This window comes from Streptomyces sp. NRRL F-6676 (genome assembly GCF_000725625.1).
Lineage (GTDB): Bacteria > Actinomycetota > Actinomycetes > Streptomycetales > Streptomycetaceae > Streptomyces.
In genome coordinates, this window is sequence record NZ_JOHS01000086.1 from 1 (window position 1) to 18,077 (window position 18,077).

The 18,077-nt window shown below is 70.4% G+C and carries 23 protein-coding genes; 11 read left to right on the forward strand and 12 right to left on the reverse strand.

What is annotated here, in order from left to right:
- The 11 genes from IO29_RS39800 to IO29_RS30165 form a co-directional block, all read right to left on the reverse strand.
- Positions 1 to 196, reverse strand: a 196-nt coding sequence (locus tag IO29_RS39800) for a hypothetical protein (protein ID WP_234316398.1), incomplete at its 3' end; no start/stop codon positions are given.
- Positions 197 to 431: 235 nt separating this feature from the next.
- Positions 432 to 2,903: a hypothetical protein gene (locus tag IO29_RS30125; protein ID WP_030383193.1), complete on the reverse strand. Its 2,472-nt coding sequence runs from the start codon at positions 2,901 to 2,903 to the stop codon at positions 432 to 434.
- A gap of 229 nt (positions 2,904 to 3,132) precedes the next feature.
- Entirely contained in the window at positions 3,133 to 4,191 is a 1,059-nt protein-coding gene (locus tag IO29_RS35790; protein WP_051708010.1) for a hypothetical protein, read from the reverse strand.
- Between the two features lie 77 nt (positions 4,192 to 4,268).
- Positions 4,269 to 4,631 carry a hypothetical protein gene (locus IO29_RS30135; protein ID WP_030383195.1) on the reverse strand — a complete coding sequence of 121 codons (363 nt, stop codon included), beginning with the start codon at positions 4,629 to 4,631 and terminating at the stop codon, positions 4,269 to 4,271.
- A 14-nt stretch (positions 4,632 to 4,645) separates the two neighbouring features.
- Entirely contained in the window at positions 4,646 to 5,029 is a 384-nt protein-coding gene (locus IO29_RS30140) for an RRQRL motif-containing zinc-binding protein (RefSeq protein WP_199806971.1), read from the reverse strand.
- A gap of 85 nt (positions 5,030 to 5,114) precedes the next feature.
- A complete protein-coding gene (locus IO29_RS30145) occupies positions 5,115 to 5,414 on the reverse strand; it encodes a hypothetical protein (RefSeq protein WP_030383197.1) in 300 nt (99 codons plus the stop codon).
- The gene (locus IO29_RS30150) at positions 5,414 to 5,596 is read right to left on the reverse strand and encodes a hypothetical protein (RefSeq protein ID WP_030383198.1); all 183 of its coding nucleotides are present in this window, start codon (positions 5,594 to 5,596) and stop codon (positions 5,414 to 5,416) included. The genes IO29_RS30145 and IO29_RS30150 overlap by 1 nt, the downstream gene beginning before the upstream one ends.
- Positions 5,597 to 5,598: 2 nt before the next feature.
- On the reverse strand, positions 5,599 to 5,916 hold the full coding sequence (locus IO29_RS30155; RefSeq protein ID WP_030383199.1) for a hypothetical protein: 318 nt from the start codon (positions 5,914 to 5,916) through the stop codon (positions 5,599 to 5,601).
- A gap of 6 nt (positions 5,917 to 5,922) precedes the next feature.
- Complete coding sequence (locus IO29_RS30160; protein WP_030383200.1) at positions 5,923 to 6,138, reverse strand: hypothetical protein; 216 nt, start codon at positions 6,136 to 6,138, stop codon at positions 5,923 to 5,925.
- Positions 6,135 to 6,266 (reverse strand): hypothetical protein, encoded by a 132-nt coding sequence (locus tag IO29_RS40130; RefSeq protein WP_267882005.1) that lies wholly within the window; start codon positions 6,264 to 6,266, stop codon positions 6,135 to 6,137. The genes IO29_RS30160 and IO29_RS40130 overlap by 4 nt, the downstream gene beginning before the upstream one ends.
- Positions 6,263 to 6,733, reverse strand: coding sequence for a hypothetical protein (locus IO29_RS30165; protein WP_030383201.1), 471 nt, complete (start codon positions 6,731 to 6,733; stop codon positions 6,263 to 6,265). Before IO29_RS30165 ends, IO29_RS40130 begins: the two co-directional genes overlap by 4 nt.
- Before the next feature lie 248 nt (positions 6,734 to 6,981).
- Between IO29_RS30165 and IO29_RS30170 the strand changes: the two genes are divergently transcribed.
- The 11 genes from IO29_RS30170 to IO29_RS30220 all read left to right on the forward strand — a co-directional run bounded on the left by IO29_RS30170 (position 6,982) and on the right by IO29_RS30220 (position 17,571).
- The gene (locus IO29_RS30170) at positions 6,982 to 7,737 is read left to right on the forward strand and encodes a GntR family transcriptional regulator (RefSeq protein ID WP_030383202.1); all 756 of its coding nucleotides are present in this window, start codon (positions 6,982 to 6,984) and stop codon (positions 7,735 to 7,737) included.
- 3 nt (positions 7,738 to 7,740) lie between these two features.
- Positions 7,741 to 8,310 carry a GNAT family N-acetyltransferase gene (locus IO29_RS30175; protein ID WP_063738136.1) on the forward strand — a complete coding sequence of 190 codons (570 nt, stop codon included), beginning with the start codon at positions 7,741 to 7,743 and terminating at the stop codon, positions 8,308 to 8,310.
- A 386-nt stretch (positions 8,311 to 8,696) separates the two neighbouring features.
- The gene (locus tag IO29_RS30180) at positions 8,697 to 12,224 is read left to right on the forward strand and encodes a DUF927 domain-containing protein (RefSeq protein ID WP_030383204.1); all 3,528 of its coding nucleotides are present in this window, start codon (positions 8,697 to 8,699) and stop codon (positions 12,222 to 12,224) included.
- A 6-nt stretch (positions 12,225 to 12,230) separates the two neighbouring features.
- The gene (locus tag IO29_RS38195; protein WP_030383205.1) at positions 12,231 to 12,815 is read left to right on the forward strand and encodes a hypothetical protein; all 585 of its coding nucleotides are present in this window, start codon (positions 12,231 to 12,233) and stop codon (positions 12,813 to 12,815) included.
- 156 nt (positions 12,816 to 12,971) lie between these two features.
- The gene (locus IO29_RS30190) at positions 12,972 to 13,610 is read left to right on the forward strand and encodes a hypothetical protein (protein ID WP_030383206.1); all 639 of its coding nucleotides are present in this window, start codon (positions 12,972 to 12,974) and stop codon (positions 13,608 to 13,610) included.
- A gap of 424 nt (positions 13,611 to 14,034) precedes the next feature.
- Complete coding sequence (locus IO29_RS30195; protein WP_030383207.1) at positions 14,035 to 14,850, forward strand: ParA family protein; 816 nt, start codon at positions 14,035 to 14,037, stop codon at positions 14,848 to 14,850.
- A complete protein-coding gene (locus tag IO29_RS30200) occupies positions 14,847 to 15,248 on the forward strand; it encodes a hypothetical protein (RefSeq protein ID WP_030383208.1) in 402 nt (133 codons plus the stop codon). Before IO29_RS30195 ends, IO29_RS30200 begins: the two co-directional genes overlap by 4 nt.
- On the forward strand, positions 15,245 to 15,436 hold the full coding sequence (locus IO29_RS30205; protein WP_030383209.1) for a hypothetical protein: 192 nt from the start codon (positions 15,245 to 15,247) through the stop codon (positions 15,434 to 15,436). Before IO29_RS30200 ends, IO29_RS30205 begins: the two co-directional genes overlap by 4 nt.
- Before the next feature lie 226 nt (positions 15,437 to 15,662).
- Entirely contained in the window at positions 15,663 to 16,127 is a 465-nt protein-coding gene (locus tag IO29_RS30210) for a hypothetical protein (RefSeq protein ID WP_030383210.1), read from the forward strand.
- Between the two features lie 27 nt (positions 16,128 to 16,154).
- Positions 16,155 to 17,012 carry a hypothetical protein gene (locus IO29_RS35795; RefSeq protein WP_051708011.1) on the forward strand — a complete coding sequence of 286 codons (858 nt, stop codon included), beginning with the start codon at positions 16,155 to 16,157 and terminating at the stop codon, positions 17,010 to 17,012.
- A gap of 82 nt (positions 17,013 to 17,094) precedes the next feature.
- Positions 17,095 to 17,571, forward strand: coding sequence for a hypothetical protein (locus tag IO29_RS30220; RefSeq protein ID WP_030383212.1), 477 nt, complete (start codon positions 17,095 to 17,097; stop codon positions 17,569 to 17,571).
- Between the two features lie 229 nt (positions 17,572 to 17,800).
- On the opposite strand, the gene IO29_RS39805 is transcribed toward IO29_RS30220, so the two are convergent.
- The coding region (locus IO29_RS39805) for a hypothetical protein (RefSeq protein WP_234316399.1) at positions 17,801 to 18,077 on the reverse strand (277 nt) is incomplete at its 5' end.

The window sequence follows — 18,077 nt, forward strand, 5'->3', positions numbered from 1 at the left end:
GCCGGGCCCATGAATTCGCGGAGCGAATTCGAATTCGGAATCCGAGGCCGCAAGCGGCCTTTATGAAAGCCGCTTCGCGACTTTCTGACGGGGTTTCTCGCCGTTTATCGGCGCGGCCCTGAATTGAAATCCAAGAGCCTCGCGCTTCGCGCATCGGCCCTTTAAGTGCTTTTCCAAAATTCACGATCTCGGCCATTTTCGCCTCTTTCTTGAATTCTCGGAACCCGATATCTAGGCGATCATTCACGTCCTTATCAAGCCTTCCAGGAACGTTTATACAGGCCCAATCCAGTGCCCGCAACCCCCATTTTCGGTGCGTGCATCAGACGTGAATCCCCTATGTACTGTTGGCATTTCTCGGTGATTCCCCCCGGGTTTTGGGCATGGAAAAGCCCCCTCCATAGAGGGGGCTGTTTCCGCGTTTCCGCAGGTCAGACGGCGTCGTCCTGCTCGGCTTCAGTCTCGCTTTCCTCGCGCTTTTCGATGCCGCGCTGCTCGTAGAAGGCGATGAGCTGGTCCACGGTGAACTTCTCGTCGCGCCCCTCACCGACTCCGGTGGGGAATCCGGTGCTCTCGCGGCGCCGCTTGTGCTGGCGGATCAGCTCTGCCTCGATGACGTAGCCGCGGGCCTGCATCTCGCGGGCCAGCTCGGCCACGCTGAGGAGCACGGGGGCCGCCAGGGGGTCCTGGGAGCCCTCGGGGCCGGCCTGCCCGGGGACCAGCCGCAGCCTGTCACGCTGGGGTGTCACGCCGGGTGTCACGTCGCCCTCGGGCGTGACACCGCGACCTGCGGTTTCGTCGCTCAGACCCCCCTCAGAGGCCCCCTTGAGCCCTTCGGGGAGCTTGTCACGTGACACGCCCTGGAGGAGCCGCGGGAGGGTCTTCGGGGAGGGCTTGGGCGGGGCGCCGTAGAGGCCGGCGCCCTCCACGAAGCCGGTGCGCTCGCGGGCCGCGATGGCCCAGTCGCGCAGCGCTTCAGGGGTGCCGTAGAGGGTCTGCACCCAGTACTGGGCGTTGCCCTCCACAATCATCATTCGCCCGGCCTTGTCGATGGATTCCGGGACGGGCTTGGTGCCGACCACGTTGTCCCAGGAGTTCTTATTGAAGTTGCCCATGAACTTCAGACGGAAGAGGTTCCGGAGGCCCTTTCCGCCCAATGCCTGGTCCCGGAGATCCTGGAATACCGCGAGAATGTTTCCGTGGACGTGGCGGCCGAGGCGGGCGCCGGATGCGACCGTGCCCCAAACGGGGTCGGCGGCGCGGTCGGCCGGGCCGAATTCGTCGGCGCGGGCCTTACGGTTGTCGTCCCACCATTCGCGGGAGACGTCCGCGAATTCGTTGGCCTCTTCGATAAGGCACAGGATGCCGGGGAATTCGGCGGTCGGGTCGGCTTCGGAGATGGCGGAGCGGGCCGCGATTTCTTCCTTGAACCAGTCGATTCCCGCGCGCATGTCCTGGGGGTTCATCGGGTCGTTGTAGATGTAGCAGCCGACGACGCCAATGTAATTCGCGACGCTGACGCGCTTCACGTCGGCGGCGAGAACGTAGTACCCCTGCGCAATGAGCTGGGCGATAACCATCTGGCAGAACGCGGACTTTCCGCCGCCGGTGCCGACGGACAGGGCCCAGTGCGGGGTTTCTCCGTCGCCCAGCTCCTTGATGACGATCTGCCCGAAGGCGTCGCGGCCGACGACGATCTGGCCGCGCTCGCAATTCGCGATGGCCTCCTGGATCTCCGGGTCGAAGAAGTCGACGCGGTCGGGCGGGGTGGGCTCGGGGGCGGGCGGCTTGGGCGGCGGCTTGTGGGTGTAGACGGCGGTGAAGGTGTCGCCGGTCAGGCTGACCCGGGCGACCCACTCCCCCGGCAGGCGGGAGTTGACCAGGGCGGACAGGTTCTCGCGGTCGCCCTCGGAGCCGCGCCAGGTCCAGGGCAGGCGGATGACGATCCGGGCGTCCGGGTCGGCCAGGCGCTCGGGCAGGAGCAGCCAGTTCGCGCGCGGTTCGTCCTCGGGCAGGCCGAGGTCTTCGCGCAGGATGACCCAGATGCGGGGGCCGTAGACGGCGTCGTCGCCGGGCGGGCGGGGGCGGTAGCGGTGGGCGAGGACGCAGGCGCCGGCGGCGACCAGGACCAGGCCCACGATGGTCCAGACGCGCCAGGCCGGGACGGCGAGGCCGACCAGGGCGGCGGTGAGGACCAGGCGGGTCAGGCCGCGGGCGGCGTACGGCCAGCAGTGCCAGCTCCGCAGGGTGCGGGCGAGGGTGACGACGATGGGCGCGGTGAAGCCGTAGGCGGCCGTGAGACCGCGCCAGATGGCCCGCAGGAAGCGCCAGACCCTCCCGGCCGTGCGAGCGCTCCACAGGGCCGCACGGACGGCCCAGTCCAGGGCTGCGGCGCCCTGGCCCCGGTAGGCGTTGAGCCAGGCGGCGGCGTTGCGGGCCCAGGGGCTGGGCTGGCGGCGCACGGGCTTGACCAGGCTCACCTTGGGTGCGGCGGCGGCGACGGAGGCCATCGAGACGGCCTGGGCGACGGCGGGGCGGTCGAGCGGGGTGCCGGCGCGCAGGAACGTCGCGGTGCTGCGGGGCTCTCCCCGGAGCTCCCGGCCGCCGTAGAAGCGCAGGACGGCCCAGACGGCGAGGGCCAGGGCGCGGATGCTGCCGAACAGCTTCTTGAAGCCGCCGACGACGGCCTGGCCGGGCTTGCGCCAGTCCGTCTTGGTGGTGCCGGCCTTCTTGCTCGCTCCGTCGGCCAGCAGGCCGAGGACGAACAGGGCGCCGATGGTGGTCAGGTTGCCGCCGGGGAGGTGCTCACCGGACCAGTTCCAGGCGGTGCCGAACCAGCCGGGGTCCGACGGGTTGGGCGGGGCTTCGGTGTGCGCCGCGAGTGCGGCGGCGAGGATGTGCATCGAGTTCCCCTCGTACTCAGGAGGGGGGCCCGCAGCCCGGCAGGTGAGTCTCTGGCAGGAGGAGCCTGCCGGGCGAGCGAATCCCCCGAGGAACGCCCTGGTGGGCGATCATTCCGGGTGGGTCTGACAGTCCGTCCCGGACGCCTGCGGAGGGCGTCCGGGATCTTGGCCTCTCACTCTGTAAAGGTCTGTTTTTGGGCCGCCGTGTGACATTCCGGCGGAAGATCTTTTAGAGGTACTGGCCCGAGGCGTGGTCGTCCTTGGGGATGTCCGCCTTGGCCTCGCGGACGTACTTGCCGACGGTGGCCTGGAACGCCTTGTCGTCGGCGTTGCGGCCGTGGCGGGTGGCGATGGCGTCGACCACGTGGCGGACGTCCTGCACGCCGCTGGCGACCATTTCGCGGACGTCGGCGCGCATGGACTTGCCCTTGGCCTTCGCGTCGCGGACGACTTTCAGGGCCGGGCGGACACTCGCGGCGCTTTCCTCCTGGTCAGAACTGGTGTCGGTCGGATATCCGTTCGTGTCCGCGTGGATGGTGGACTCGTGGGTGCGCGGGCTCGTGGCGTCATCAGCGGACGCGGGAAGGATGGCGGGGGCCGTGTCGGCGGACGCCGGGGGGAGGGCGGGGGCGGTGGTGGACAGGCCCGGGGTGAACATCCGCTCCAGGGCGATGTCGGCGCTCTTGCCGATCCGGTCGCGCTGGACGTCCATCAGGTCGGCGGCCAGGGACGGGTCACCGACGCCGACCTTCCGGGCCAGCTTCCAGGACGTCTTCACGGCCTTGTTCCGGGTCTTCTCGTCGGGGTGTCCGGCGGCGACGGCCTGGTGGTAGGCCAGGTCCTTCAGGACGGCGGCGGCGCGGGCCTGGGCCTCGACGTCGCGGCCGACCTGGTGGATGACCACGCGGCGGGTCAGGAACGCGAGACCTTCGGCGGACGCGGTGATGGCCATCGGGGTGAGGGCGTAGACGATCGTCTGGCCCAGGCCCTCGGCTGCGGTGGCGCCCATCGCGGCGGCGGCCATCGGCAGGAGCCAGAGGCCGGCGCGGACCGGGCGGGGCGCGGACTGCCCGAGGGCGGTGGTGATGAGCAGGATCATCGCCATGACGGCGGTGGCGCCCTCACCGGCCGCGAGGGCACCGAGCGCGGTCCCCTTGCCGTAGACGTGGGAGAGGTTGGTGTAGGTGCCGACGCCGCCCATCACGCCGACGGCGAGGATCGGCACGATGGTGCCGATGAGCAGGTAGCGCTGGACCTTCGTGAGTTCCCGGAGCTGGGTGTTCTCCATCGTGGGGCTGCCTTTCTCGGTCGGTGGTGACGTCGTGGCGTGGTGGGCTCGCGACGTCACGAAGCTGTGGGGGCGGGTCACTTCTTCTTCGCGGGGCGGGGCGTCTCGCGCAGGCTCTTGATGGCGGCGGCGACGCCGATCACGCCGATGCCGACGCCGATGCCGCTGTAGGCGAGGCCCTGGCCCATCGCCATGACGGCCGGGGCGGCGACGACCAGGAGGACCGTGGCCGGGGTGCACAGGATCAGGAGGCCGACGGCGGCGATCAGCGCGTTGCGGAGCCAGGCCGGGATCGGCTGGGACGGCATCGGGACGACGACGGGCGGCTGCTGGGTCTGGGGGATGTAGACCGGCTGGCCCTGCGGGGTGTAGGCGACGGTCATGCCGGGCGGGACGGCGGGCAGCGGCTGGGGCTCGTAGTGCTGGATCTCGTGGTTCATGGCGGGTCTCTCCTTCACGCCGCGAGGGCGGCCGGGTCATCGGCGCACCCCGGGCAGCAGCCGAGGGACGTCGGGATCACGAAGTCGTAGGTGACGTGGCAGTCGGGGCAGGTGCGGCGGGCGCGCATCATGGCGGCGACCGCGCGCATCCGGCCCGGCGTCATCGGCCGGACGGGGGCGGCCAGGTCGATGCGGTAGAGGTAGGCGGCGCGGATCGGGCGGACCCGGGTGAGCGGGTCGCGCCGGCCGTGCCAGAGGATCTGGGCGACGACGTCCTGGCCGTTGGGGCGGAGGCCGCGGGCGCGGAGCTGGCGGCGCGTGGCCAGGCCCTCGGGGGCGAGGCGGCGCGGGTAGGTCGGGATGCCGAACGTCTCGCCGGTCGGGTCGTAGAACTTCACGTCGGTCACCTCCTTGGCTGGTCGTCGGGGTGTGGTGGGCTCGTGGGCTTGTGGGTCCACGAGCCCACCACGGGAAGCGGACAGGTCACGGGTTCGGTGGTCCGGTCTCCCATCCGGCCCAGTCCGCGACGTCGTCGGCGGCCTCCCAGCAGGCGTCCCGGACGGCGCGGCGACCGCCGTTGGTGGTGGCCAGCAGGGGCAGGGCGCAGGCGAGGCCCACGGCGAGGGAGCCGAGGAGGGCGACGGCCAGGACCAGGAGCCCGGAGGCGATCGGCATGCCGCTCTGGGTGAGGAGGCCGACCAGGCCGCCGGCCACCAGGAGCGCACCGAGCTGCGGGGCGCGGGAGACGACGTAGAACACGGGGAGCGCGATCAGGGTCCGCATCAGAACCACCGCCGCGAGCCCGGGACGATCATGTTGCCGTGGCCGTTGACCATGTGGTCGACGCAGGCCGGGCAGTCCTCGCGCGGGCCGAGGTGCGCGTGCTGGGCACGGCTGTCGTGGGCGTGCAGCCAGCACTGGCGGCACTCGCCGGGCGGCGGGTTCGTGGCCTTCTGGCTCGGCATCGTCACCACCATCCCGACGACTTCTTGGCGACCGTGGCGGCGGCGGCCTCGTTGATGACGGTCTGGCGGGCGCTGCGGGCGGCGGCGAGTTCGGCGGCGACGCGTTCCTCGGCGTCCGCGAACACGCGGTCGACGGCGCGGTCCGGGGCGGCCGTGGACTTGCCACGGACGACCCGGCGCACGCCCCGGCCGATGTGCAGGAAGGCGCGGGCCTGCTCGCCCCCGGACAGGGCGCTGATCTCGCCGTTGCGGATGCGCCGAAGGCGGGACTCGGACTCGCGGATCTGGCGGTCGAGCTGGCGGGTGTTCGGCTTGCCCATGCGGGGTCAGCCCTTCCTCGGGTAGGTGTGGCCGGCGGGCGGGTACGGGTCGCCGGGCAGCGGCATCGCGCCCTCCAGGACGACCTCTTCGAAGTCGGTCAGGGGGCCGCCGTCGACCGGGTCGCCGGTGCGGACCGCGTAGGCGGTCTCCAGGCCGTCCAGCAGGCGGCCGGTGCGGGCGTGGTCGTCGGACTGCTTCTCGGTGCGGCGCAGGAACTTCACGACCGCTCACCGCCCTGCGGGGTCCGGGCGGCCTCGGCGGCGGCGCGAGCGGCGGCGGCCTCGGCAGCGGCGCGGGCGGCTTCCTGGGCGCGGGCCAGGGCGTCGGCGGCGGCGGGGTCCTGGATCATGCCGCTACCTCCGAGGGGACCTTGGAGGTGCCGGTAAGCCGGTAGCGGCGGTCCGCCGCCGCGTTCGCGCCCTTGCAGCGCTCGCAGGGCGTCTCCTTGCGGCGGTGGTGGGCGCGGTAGCCGCGGGGCGTGCCGCACTCGACGCCGGGGCGTGTGCGGGTGCCGGGGCGAGCGAGTCGAGGCGTGGCCGGCACCACGTGCTCGGGGAACCAGGCCCGGAGCGTGTCCGTGGAACGGCCCACCCGAGCGGCCACCACGGAGTAGGGCACGTGGTGCTCGAACATGACCTGGGCCGCGTAGCGGGCCTCGTCGGCGGTGAGGGTCCAGCCCTTGCGGTCGCCGTTCATCGCCCGCTCCACGGCGATGGTGTCGATGAACACCAGGCCGTCGGAGGTGGCGAGCCAGATGGAGGGCGACGCGGTCTGCGGGAGTCGGATGGAACGCTGGTACTCAGTACGATCCGTCACAGGATCGGTTCCCTTCTGTGCGTCAGTCGGGAGTCGGTCTCAGGCCCCGTTTTCGGTGTTGCGCGCCGAAGCGGGGCCGCTTGCGTTCTCGCATCACCAAACTTAGGTACTCAAGTTCTGGCGACAGCACTGACCGTAAGCGCTTAGGTAATCGACCGTCAAGTCTTATGTACCTAACAGACCCTGACTGTCACTCAGGTGGCGGCGAGTTGTGTACTCAACTCCGTGATCGGTGTACTCTTCCGCCCATGACCTCAACACCCGCCCGCCGCATGACGGCTAGAGCCATCGCCGACGACCTCCGACGCCAGATCAGGACCGGCGTCCTCCAGCCCGGCGACGTTCTGCCCACCAGCCGTGAGCTGGCCGAACAGTTCGGCGTAACGCCGAAGACCGTGGGCGCGGGGTTCGACATCCTCAAGTCGGAAGGGCTCGTGATCGGTGAGCAGGGCGGCCGGCGCCGGGTCCGGTCCACGCGCCCGATCGTGTGGAACCTGACCAAGTTCGAGCGCGGAAGGCGTCGCGACTCTTCGGCTGGTGACGACTGGTCAACCGCCATCCGCGACGCCGGCCGCGAACCGGCCCAGCACGTCACTGTCGAGACCGCTCCCGCGAGCGAGCAGGTTGCCGCCTGGCTCCAGGTCCCGGTCGGGAGCGACGTCGTGCACCGCATCCGCCTGCGTACCGTCGACGGCCAGCCCTACCAGCTCTCAACGAGTAGCTTCCCGATGGCCGTTGCCGAGGGGACGCCCCTCATGCAGGAAGGGGACGTCGCCATGCCGGGCGGCATTCTCGCCTCCATCGGGCACCCGCAGGTTCACGTACGCGACGAAATCACCGTTCGGATGCCAGATCCGGAAGAGTCGGACCGCCTAGACCTCCCGCCCGGCACACCTGTCGCGGAACATGTCCGCATCGGCTACGGGGAGTCGGGACCTGTACGCGTGATGGTCACCATCGCCCCTGGGGACCGACACCGCCTGGTCTACGAGCTGGAGGTCTGACCCATGTACGTGATCCACCCCGCCAGCACCGCCGATGTGGCCACCCTGATGGAGCTCCGCACCGAGGCCGAGAACTGGCTGAGGGCTAAAGGCTCTGATCAGTGGTCAGACCGGGAGATTGGTGCACAAGCCATCACGAAGTGGGTGGCAACGATCCGGGACGGCCGCACCTGGCTGATCCGCAGCGAAGCGACCGACCAGATTGTCGGCACCGTCAGCCGGGGGCCAGCCGACATGGACTTCTGGAACGACGAGGATCAGCCCGAGTCCGCCTTCTACCTGTACAAGCTGATGGTGCGGCGGGACACCGCCGGGTCAGGCCTCGGCAGCATGGTCCTGGACTGGGCCTGCCGGATTGCCGCCCTGGAGGGTCGCGAGTGGGTCCGCATCGACTGCTGGCGTACAGCCACGGGTCTCCAGAACTACTACGAGCGCCTGGGGTTCGAGCACGTCAGGACCGAGTCGCCCTCGCATCGGAAGTCCGGCTGGCTGGCTCAGCGTCCGTCCTCGCTCATCCTCAACAAGCACCGGGCTTTGCGTCCCGTGACAGGGCGACAGCCCGCAACTCTGTAACCCTGACCAGCAAATATGACCGGTCCGTCTTGTCCGGTCATGAGCGTAAGCTGACCGGCACAACTTCAAGATCAACGGCCGGTCAACGCGAAAACCCGCCCCGGACCCTCTCTGGCGTCGAAACCAGGTGAGGGGTCGAAATCCGGTAAGCGGGTTCGCGTTGGCCTTGAGTAGTAGCCCACCTGGGAGTGTAAGGCAGTGCCAGGGAGATTTCTCCCCCCGGCGCTGCTGATCACACCTATTGGTGGGCTGGAAAGGCACACGTGACCCACCAGTCCACCGAGACTCCGACCCCCGACGGAGAGGCCCCCCGGCCCCGTCGCCGCGGCTCGGTCTCGAACCTCGAACGGGGTGGAACCCCGGCGGGATGCCGCCCGATCGCGGGCATGAAGCGGGGCTGGTTCTACCGCGAGGGGGATCGGATGATCCTGCACCGGCAGAACCCCGAGGACACCCCCCTGACCATCGGCCAGGTTCCCAAGGTCGTGTCCACCATCACCCACCTGACCGACGACGGCGAGGACATCCGCACCGAGTACCTGGCCAAGGGGAAGCGGCAGCGACGCCCGCGCATCCTGACCGAAGACGAGCTGGACCGTGGCACCTGGGCAGCCAAGCTGGGTGCCCGCCGGCCGACGGGCAACGACGAGAAGCACGCGTTCGCGCGGCTGATCCGCGAGGAGGGCGACAAGGCCCCGATCGTCCCCGCCCGGACCTACTACAACGAGGCCGGGGACCTCATCTTCCCGGAGGCTGACGCGCAGACCCTCGGGTACCGCGTACTGCGGGGCGAGGAGAAGGCCGCGCGGGAGGCATGGGACGAGATCGGCGCCTGGGCCTGCGACTGCGGGAAGTCCGCGCTGTGCATGGGCTTCATGTTCGCCGGGCCCGTCCTGGACGCCCTGGACGTGCTGCCGCACATGCTCAACGCCTACGGTCCCGGCCAGCAGGGCAAGAGCACCATCCTCACCGTGTCGTGCGCGTGCTTCGGGGACATCAAGCCCCGGCGTCAGCGCATCCTCATCAGCTGGGATGCGAGCAAGCAGGGCATCGGCCAGACCCTCCGGCTGCGGGGCTTCCTGCCGCTGGGCATGGATGAGCACAGCAGCTCGGGCCGCTCCATCAAGGAGTCGTCCCGGGAGATCAGCCAGTACGTGGCCGGCGCGCAGCGCTCCATCGGCAGCGCCGACGGCTCCCCGAAGGAGTCGGACGGGTTCTGGAACTCGGCTGCGTTCTCGACGAGCAACGAGCCGCTGAAGTTCACGGGCCAGACGGAAGACCTGGCCTCGCGGCTGCACGAGGTGTCCGCGCCGTTCTTCCCGAACAAGTTCGTGGACTCCGACGGCGGCCCGGCCGCCCCCGGCCTGGGTGGTGCGGAGCACGTCTCCAAGCGGCTGAAGCGGCTGGCGAAGGAGTTCGGCGGCTGGCCGCTGGAGTGGGCGATCCGCAAGGGCATGTACCGGGCGGAGAACCTGGCCAAGCTGAAGAAGTTCCACTTGGAGCTGTGCGCGAAGCACCGCCCGGCCCAGGGCGGCATCGCCGGGACCATCGCGGAGATGCACATGGCCTGGGTCGTCGGCGCCCACATGCTCGGGCAGGCAATCGGCGTACCGACGCTCGGAGAGGTCGCGGAGCGCGAGGCCGCCGCCCGCCTCCAGGCCGCCATCAAGGTCGCGGCCGAGAACAACGTCTCCGACCACGAGAAGCTGTGGGAGGCGCTGGACGCGCTGCGGATCGAGAAGTCCGCGTTCCCCGACATGGACAAGCTGCCGACCGTGGCCGAGGAGGGCTTCCGGCGGCTGCGCGGGTTCTTCAACCCGGACACGAACGAGTGGTGGGTGATCAACCCCGTCGTCCAGGAGGCCGCCGTACAGGCCGGGATCGACAACCTGTCGGCCGCGCTGCGGGAGCTCCACGGGCTCGGTGTCCACCTGCGCAACGCGGGCCGGAACGTGCAGCGCAAGCTGCCGAAGGAGATCCGGGGCGCGGGCCTGGGTGAGCGGATGCACTGCTTCAACGTCCAGCGGGCGGCCGAGCTGTTCGCCCCGGACGAGCCGGACGACGACGGCGGGCAGTTCCCGGGCGGGGCTGCACCCGGGGGCTACCCCGGCGAGGGTCCGGTAGCCCCGGACGACCAGGCCCCGGCCAGCGATGGGGCTACCGGGGCTGCGGGTCCTACCCCGCTGCCCTTCGAGTTCCCCGACCAGGAGGCCGCCCCGGCTGAAGAGGCCACGGCCTCGCGGGCTCACGAGGCCACCACGACGGCGGTGTTCCCGGCGGCGGTCGCCGCGGTGACCGACCAGGAGTGGGCGGACCTGGTGGCGAAGGCGAAGGGGAAGACGTCGTCCGCGCTGCGGTTCGGCGTGCTGGGCAATGGCCGGCTGTTCCTGCCCAACCACGAGCCGGTACACGTACCGGTGCCGGACCACGTCGACCAGGTCCCGGCGCTCATGCAGGCGTATGGGCTGAAGACCCTGTACGTCCACGAGGAGGCCATGAAGCCGATGGGCCTGCCCACCCTCAAGGAGCGCCAGGCCCTCGGTGTCGCGCAGGAGCGGGAGGCGAAGGGCCTGGGTCCGACGGAGTACGTGCGCCGGATCGGAGCCCAGACCCCGGTCGCTCACGAGTGGGCGACGCCGACCGAGGGCGGGCCGATCGCCTCGATGCGGCCCGAGGCTCTGTCCTGCTGGATGACGCTGGTCCTGGCCGACAAGGCGCGTGACGAGCGGCTGTCGGTCGCGGTCCCGGCCTACGACGACCGGATCAAGAAGGCGCGTCAGGCACGGCTGGCGGGCCTGGCCGGACCGGAGACGCCGGAAGTCCTGCTGGACGCGCTGATGGTGTGGACCCTGTCCACCCGGCACGGCCGCGAGGACTCCCCGGAGGTCACTCCCTACTACGCCTCCCCGAACAAGACGGGCGAGGACTTCGCGGGCGGCCTGTCCCGGCCCGACGTCGCGTGCGACGCGATCCGCCGGCGGATGGTGCCTCCGGCCGACCCGGAGCACAAGGACTGCGTGAACTGGGCGATGGTCCCGCAGATCTGGGAGAAGCCGCTGGCCGACTTCACGCCCGAGGAGCGGGCGGCGGCCTGGATCCAGGAGTACGACAAGACGGCGGCCTGGCTGCCCGCGTACTCCAACGTCAGGCTCGGGATCGGGGAGCCGACCCACCTCGAGGACGGGGGGGCCGCGTACGACAAGCGGTTCGCCGGGTACTGGCGCGTCGCTGAGATCCCCGGCACGGTCGCGCTGCCGGGTCTGCCGCCGCTGGTGTTCAAGGAGGCCCAGGAGGGCGGCTACTGGGTGGCCACCCCGAGCATGGACCTGCTGAAGGAGCTGTGGCCCACCTGGGACCCCCAGATTCTGGAGGCGTGGGTGTGGCAGGACTCGAAGCGGGCCCTGGAGGGCTTCTACCGGAAGGTGAAGGACTCGCGGGTCTACATCGTGGCGGCGGCCGAGGCCGGGCGTCCGGGCGCGAAGTTCGCGAAGCAGATCAACGGCGCGGTGTACCAGTCGTTCCGCGGCTACCTCGCCCGCTCCAAGGGGCCTCGCCTCGACCACGCCACGGGTGAGGCGTACTCGAAGGACATCTACTGGCGGCCGGACTGGGCCTACATGCTGCTGTCGCACGCCACGGCGAACATGTACCGCAACCTGCGGGACTTCGCCCGGGACCAGGGCGTCACGCCGCTGTACGTGAACGTGGACGCCGCCGGGTTCCCCAGCAACGAGGCCGACCCCGAGCTGGCGAAGCCGGACGGCATGAAGCTCGGGTCGCAGGGCGGGCAGTGGACGGCGGAGAACACCGTGCCGCTGGCCGACTTCCTGCCGCTGTTCGAGCAGGTCCGCCCGGACCACAAGGTGTTCATCCACAACGCAGTCGAGCAGTACACCGCAGAGCGTGGGGAGTGATCGGTCATGGCCAAGTGGTGGAAGTTCGGACTCGGCGGCAAGAAGGACCAGGAGCAGGGTCCCGCTCCCGAGCAGGCGCCCGCGCCGACCCCGGCACCGGCCCCGCAGGCTCCGGAGCCGTCGGCCGGCACCGAGGGCGGCGGCGAGAAGAAGCGGGGGCTGCTGGGTCGGCTGTTCGGCCGGGGCAAGGGGAAGAAGGAGAAGGCTCCCGCCCCGGCCCCGGAGGCACCGCCCTCCGCACCGTCTGCCCCTCCGTCGGCTCCCCCGGCCGCCCCTCCGTCGGCGCCTGCCGAGGGGGGCGAGGAAGCCGGGGGCGGCGGGGGCCCGGCGGGTCCGGCCGGTGAGAAGGAGCGACAGTTCCCGTCCAGCATCGAGGCGACGGCGGACGGGGACTGGAGGATCTCCCAGAACGACTGGTACGGGCAGATGAACGCCACGCTGAGCGGCAACAAGGCGAAGGCGTTCATCCTCGCCTACGAGGCCAACAACTGGACCGAGTGCGCGCAGCTCGTTGCGGACGGGTGGAACATGCCGGTCGCGAGCCAGATCGACACCGCAGCCTCGAACGTCGAGAACGTCTCCTGGAACTGATCCGCCGGGGCCTGCACGCTCGCCGTGCGGGCCCCTCTCGTGGCCTCGTGACGTCACGAGGCCACGGGGTCACCTAATCGACTGAATCCCCGCCATAGAGCCACCGGCAGGCGGCAGGATGAGCCAACATCGCCCCACCGACGAAGGAGAAACACCATGAACGCGTTCGACCAGATGGCCGCAGCCCAGCACCCCCTGGGTGTCGCCATGCAGATCGCCGACGTCACCCTGGACCTGCGGGAGGCCCTGGCCGAGGAGTACGACGGCGACGTCCAGGAGGCCGCCGCCGACAGCGACCTTCGCCGCCGCTGGGCCGAGGCCGAACCCGAGACGCGGGCGTGCCTGCTGCTGAGCTTCGCCTGGCACTCTCGCGAGCACGACGTCACCGTGACCGACGACCACGGCGGGGCGTACGCGGAAGACCTCCACCAGTACGCCGCCGCCTTCGAGGGTGGCTCGGAGGCGTTCCACGGTCCGCGGTTCCCCTCGATGCCGCTGCCCGGCCAGGCGGGCGCGCTGGCGTCCTCCGTGGCCTTCGACCGCGACGACTGCGACACGTCGCTGAAGACCGTGCTTCTGCTGATGGCGCCGGTCTGCCACGGGCCGCGTGCGGAGCCGGTCGGCCTGGACGTCCTCTCGGAGGACGTTCGGGCCTCGCTTCCGGCCGGCACCACGGCCGCGCGGTGCAGCGGCTGCGGGGAGATCCGGATCAGCCGTCCCGACGTCCCGCTGGACGAGTGGAAGAACCACTGGCCCGACGAGTGCGAGGCGTTCCAGGCCGACGGCGGGCGCTGACCCGCACCCCTTCCAGAGGGCCCCCGCCGACATCCGGCGGGGGCCCTCTGGCCTGTCGCGCCCTCTGTCGCGCCGCCCTGTCGCGTGGGGTCCTGTCGCGTGCTGTGAGCTGGGCTGAGACACCGAAACCCCTGCCCTTCAGCGTGGCGCGACAGAGGGCGCGACAGGGCCTCTCCAGGGCAGTTAACGCGGGGGGCTACACCCGGGGGCTACCCCGGGGCTACCTCTGTAGCCCCGCAAAACAGGCCCCTGACCTGCGGCGGGGCTACAGGGGCTACAGGGGCTACACCTTTCCGGCTCCACATACCCATAAGGAGATGCACGAGGGCTTTCGGGTCACCCATTGGTGGTGGCGCGGCCCCGCGGCCTCGTGGGGCCACGAGCCAGCCTCTACGCTTCCGACGACACCGACGAAGGAGGACCGATGGCGACACGCGTGGCGATCGGCAACAACAAGGGCGGGGCGAAGAAGTCGACCCTGGCCGTGCGCCTGGCCGAAGCCCTCGCCAAGAGCGGGAAGCGGGTCGGCGTGGTCGACTTCGACCCGCAGGGCAACGCGTCGCGGCGGCTGGGGTGGAAGGACGACCCTGAGGCCCCGCAACTGACCGCCGCTGAGGCAGTGGAGTACAGCAGCACCCCGCCGAAGGTCGTCTACGACGGCCAGGCCGCCGAAGTCTGGCAGCCGATCGGCTGGACAACGCCGTACGCGGAGCGGATCAGGCTGATCCCCGCCCGGTACACCCTGGAGGACCGGGCGACCGAGGCCGGGATGAAGGGCGCCTGGCGGCGGCTGGCGAAGGCGCTGAAGGGCACGGACGACGCTCTCGACTACGTCCTGATCGACTGCCCGCCCTCGCTCGGGCACCTGACCCAGATGGCTCTGGGGGCCGCTCACTTCGCCCTGGCCAGCACGGAGCCTGAGTACGACAGCATCGAGGCCGCGGTGAGGTACCGGGACTTCGTGGCGGCTTCCGGGGACGACCTGGGCAACTCGGAGCTGAGCTTCCTGGGGGTCGTCGTGGGCGGCTACGACATGCGCATCGGGGCGCACGTCGGGCAGCTCGCCGGGGCGCGTCAGATCTTCGGTGAGCAGGTGTGGGGCGTCGTCCCGCGTCGCTCGCTCATCACCAACGCCGACGAGTACGCACAGCCGCTGGACGAGGCGAGCGACAGTCACGAGGTGCGGGCGGTGTTCGAGAACCTGGCCCAGCGGTTCGTGAAGGAGGTGCCGGCCGCGTGAACCCGCCCAAGGAGCGGAACATCCCGGCGTCGTCCTCACCGCTGGCGCCGCCGAAGCTGACCCCGAAGACGGGGCCGCTGAAGGTCGGCGGCCGGGGCGGCGGGGAGGACCCGGTCCCGGAGGAGGGGCACGACCAGGAGCACGAGCCGCCGACCACGCCGCCCCGGCCGGGGCGGACGCGCGGGGGCCGGCGCCCGCCGCCTGCTGCTGCCGACGCGATCCCGACGACGATCCGGTTCGACCCGGAGGAGTCGGCGGAGGTCGACCAGTTCGTCCTCGAACTGCGGCTCGCGGCCCAGCGGCGCAACCTCGACAAGGCCGAGGTGTTCCGCGAGGTGCTGCGGCTTGCCCGGGAGCACGAGGCGACCAGGCGGGCCCTGCTTCGGCGGCTGCGGTGAGCTACCGCTCTCCGTCTGGCAGGCAGACGGCGCACGGCTACGACGCGGACCACACCGTCCTGTACTTCGAGGACATCGAGGGCTTCTCGAAGTGCCTCACCTGCGAGTGGCGGGCCTGTCGGGAGTGCCGCGTCCGCCACGGCGTCCAGGGCGAGTTCTGCGACGTCTGCCGTCCTCCGACCGAGTAGTTCCCTCGCTGCATCAGGGCCGTAACGCTGCACGGCGTTGCGGCCCTGACCTGTGTAAAGGACCGTGCAGCATGGCCCGTGCTGCACGTTGCAGCGGCGACCTAGTGACGTCATGAGTCCGTGAACCCGCGAGTTCATGACTGCCTCTTGACGGGGGGTACGAACCTTCGTACCTTTGGGGTGTGGGTACGAAGGTTCGTACCCCTTCCGACTCGGGGAGACCGACTTGCTCGCCACCGTCTTAGCCATCGCCGGAACCCTGCTCGGCTCGATCGTGACCGGCCTGTTCCAGCACGCGTCCGCCGGCCGGACCGAAAAGACCGCCCGCCGCGAGCAGCACCGCGCGGCCCAGCTCGAAGCCATCACCGCGCTTGCCGTCGCGATCAGCGACCACCGCACCGCGATGTGGGTCCGCGGCGAGGCCCGGCTGAAGGGCGACCCGGACGACCGCGTCCGGGAGCTCCGAGCCCGCAGCCACAGCACCCGGTCCGCCGTGACCCGACCGCTGGTCGCCCTGCGCCTGCACGTCACCGACCCGGCCGTCCGCGAGGCCGCCGACTCGATGGTGACCGCCACCTACGCCATGCGCGACGCATCCACCAGCACCGACGACCTGACCCGTGCCCGGGAAGCCGCGCTGGTCGCTCACGACCGGTTCGTGGACGTCGCCGCCCGCTACCTCCAGCCCTGATCCACCGACCACCAGGAGACAGTCACCGTGACGAACACCCAGACCCCCAACCCCAGCTTCCGCAGCGGCGCCGACGCGATCCGCGGCGGCCTGGACATCACGATCAGCCTCACCCCCGGCGAGGCGAAGGCCCTCGGAGCCGAGGCCAGCATCCTCGCGGACTGGTTCGACACCGCGCTGTGGGCCCTCGCCCTGCTCCGGACCGGCCAGAACGAGCGGGGCGAGCAGGCCCCCCAGGACGTCACCCCGCAGAGCCTCTACACCGTCCTGAACGACCTGGACCACCGACTCCTGCCCCGCCTCCAGGGCGTGCGCGACGCCGCCGTCCGGCTGCACCAGGAGCTGGGCGGGAGCATCGGTGACCTGGCGATGGCGATGGACGTCGCGAAGTCGACCGCGCAGTCCCGGCGCAACGCGGTCATCAACCGCCCGGAGACCTCGTGGGAGCTCTGGGCGACCGCTGGCGGCCCCGAGCGCGAGCACTGCGGGGCCTGCGGGCACACGGCTCGCCAGGGCGACCCGATCGTCACCACGGCCGACGACGACGCCTTCCGCATCCACCGCAGCCACGTCGTGACGCCCACCGACGGGTTCTTCGGCACCCCGACCGACGAAGGGGTCTCGCCGTACACGACCGGCACGAAGGTGGCCGGCGGTTTCGTCATCGGCCAGCGGGTCCGCATCACCGGAGTCTCGGGGCCGCTGGCCGACCGCACCGACCTGGTCGGGAAGGTGGGCGAGGTGATGGCGGAGGCCCGGGACGGCTCCCTGAACCTGCGCGGCCTGAGCGGCAAGCCGCGGGGCGAGGAGATGTTCGCGGACGTCCTCGGCTTCCTCGTGACCGAGCTGGAGGCCGCCGACGAGAGCACCTCGACCCAGAGCTGATCCGAGCGGGGGCGGCCGTTCACTGGCAGGCGCACGGCCGCCCCGTCCTCCCGACCCGTCACCAGACCAGGAGATCCCCATCATGACCGACACCGCCGCCCTGTTCGCCGCCGTGTTCATCGCCCTGTACGTCGGGCACACCGTGGGCGACCACTGGGTCCAGTCCTCGTGCCAGGCAGCCACGAAGGGCCTGCCCGGCTGGTCCGGCCGCCTCGCCTGCGGTCGGCACGTCCTGGGCCTGACCCTCACGAAGGCCGCCGTCCTCGCCCCCGTCGCCCTGGTCCTCGGGCTGTCCGTGACCGCGCTGGGCCTGGTGGCCGGCCTCTCGGTCGACGCGGCCTCGCACTACTGGGCCGACCGCCGCACCACGCTGGCGAAACTGGCTGCGACCTGCGGAAAGGCTGAGTTCTACAGCCTCGGGACCGGCGCCCACCCGGCGCACCCGGTAACCGAGGAGGGCACCCCGGCGGCGACCCTCGGGACCGGCGCCTACGCGCTGGACCAGAGCTGGCACATGCTCTGGCTCGGCGTCGCCGCGCTCATCATCGCGGCTGTCTAACCCTCGAATTACCTCCTCCGAATTCGCCCACCACCCGGTAAGGTAGTGGGCGAATTCGCGCGCTCCGACGAAAACTAACGGCCACTACTACCGGCGGTAACACCCTCTGAACTGGGCAAACATGCGAGAGCGGACACCCGGAACGCCACAGAAAGTGATCGAACCGGCGGGCGGATAAAAGCCCGAATTTTCTCGGCGCCAAAGATCCAAAACGAATTGAGCCGCCCTTTCAAAAACGTGTAATTCCTTCGGAATTACCGCGAAAGGTCGAATTGGATTTCTCGAATTTCAGCGGCGAGCGGTTTTCGAATTCGAAGAGAATTCGAGTGCTCCGCACTCTCCCATTCGGTCTGCGACCGAATCCGGAATTGCGCTGCGCTCCATTCCGGGGGCGGGGAATTCGCTCCGCGAATTCAAATACGGACCGAATTCCGGCGCTCCGCGCCGGAATAGGCCCGGCTACGTCGGCTACGAAGAAGGCGGCCAGCTCACCGAGGCCGTGCGCC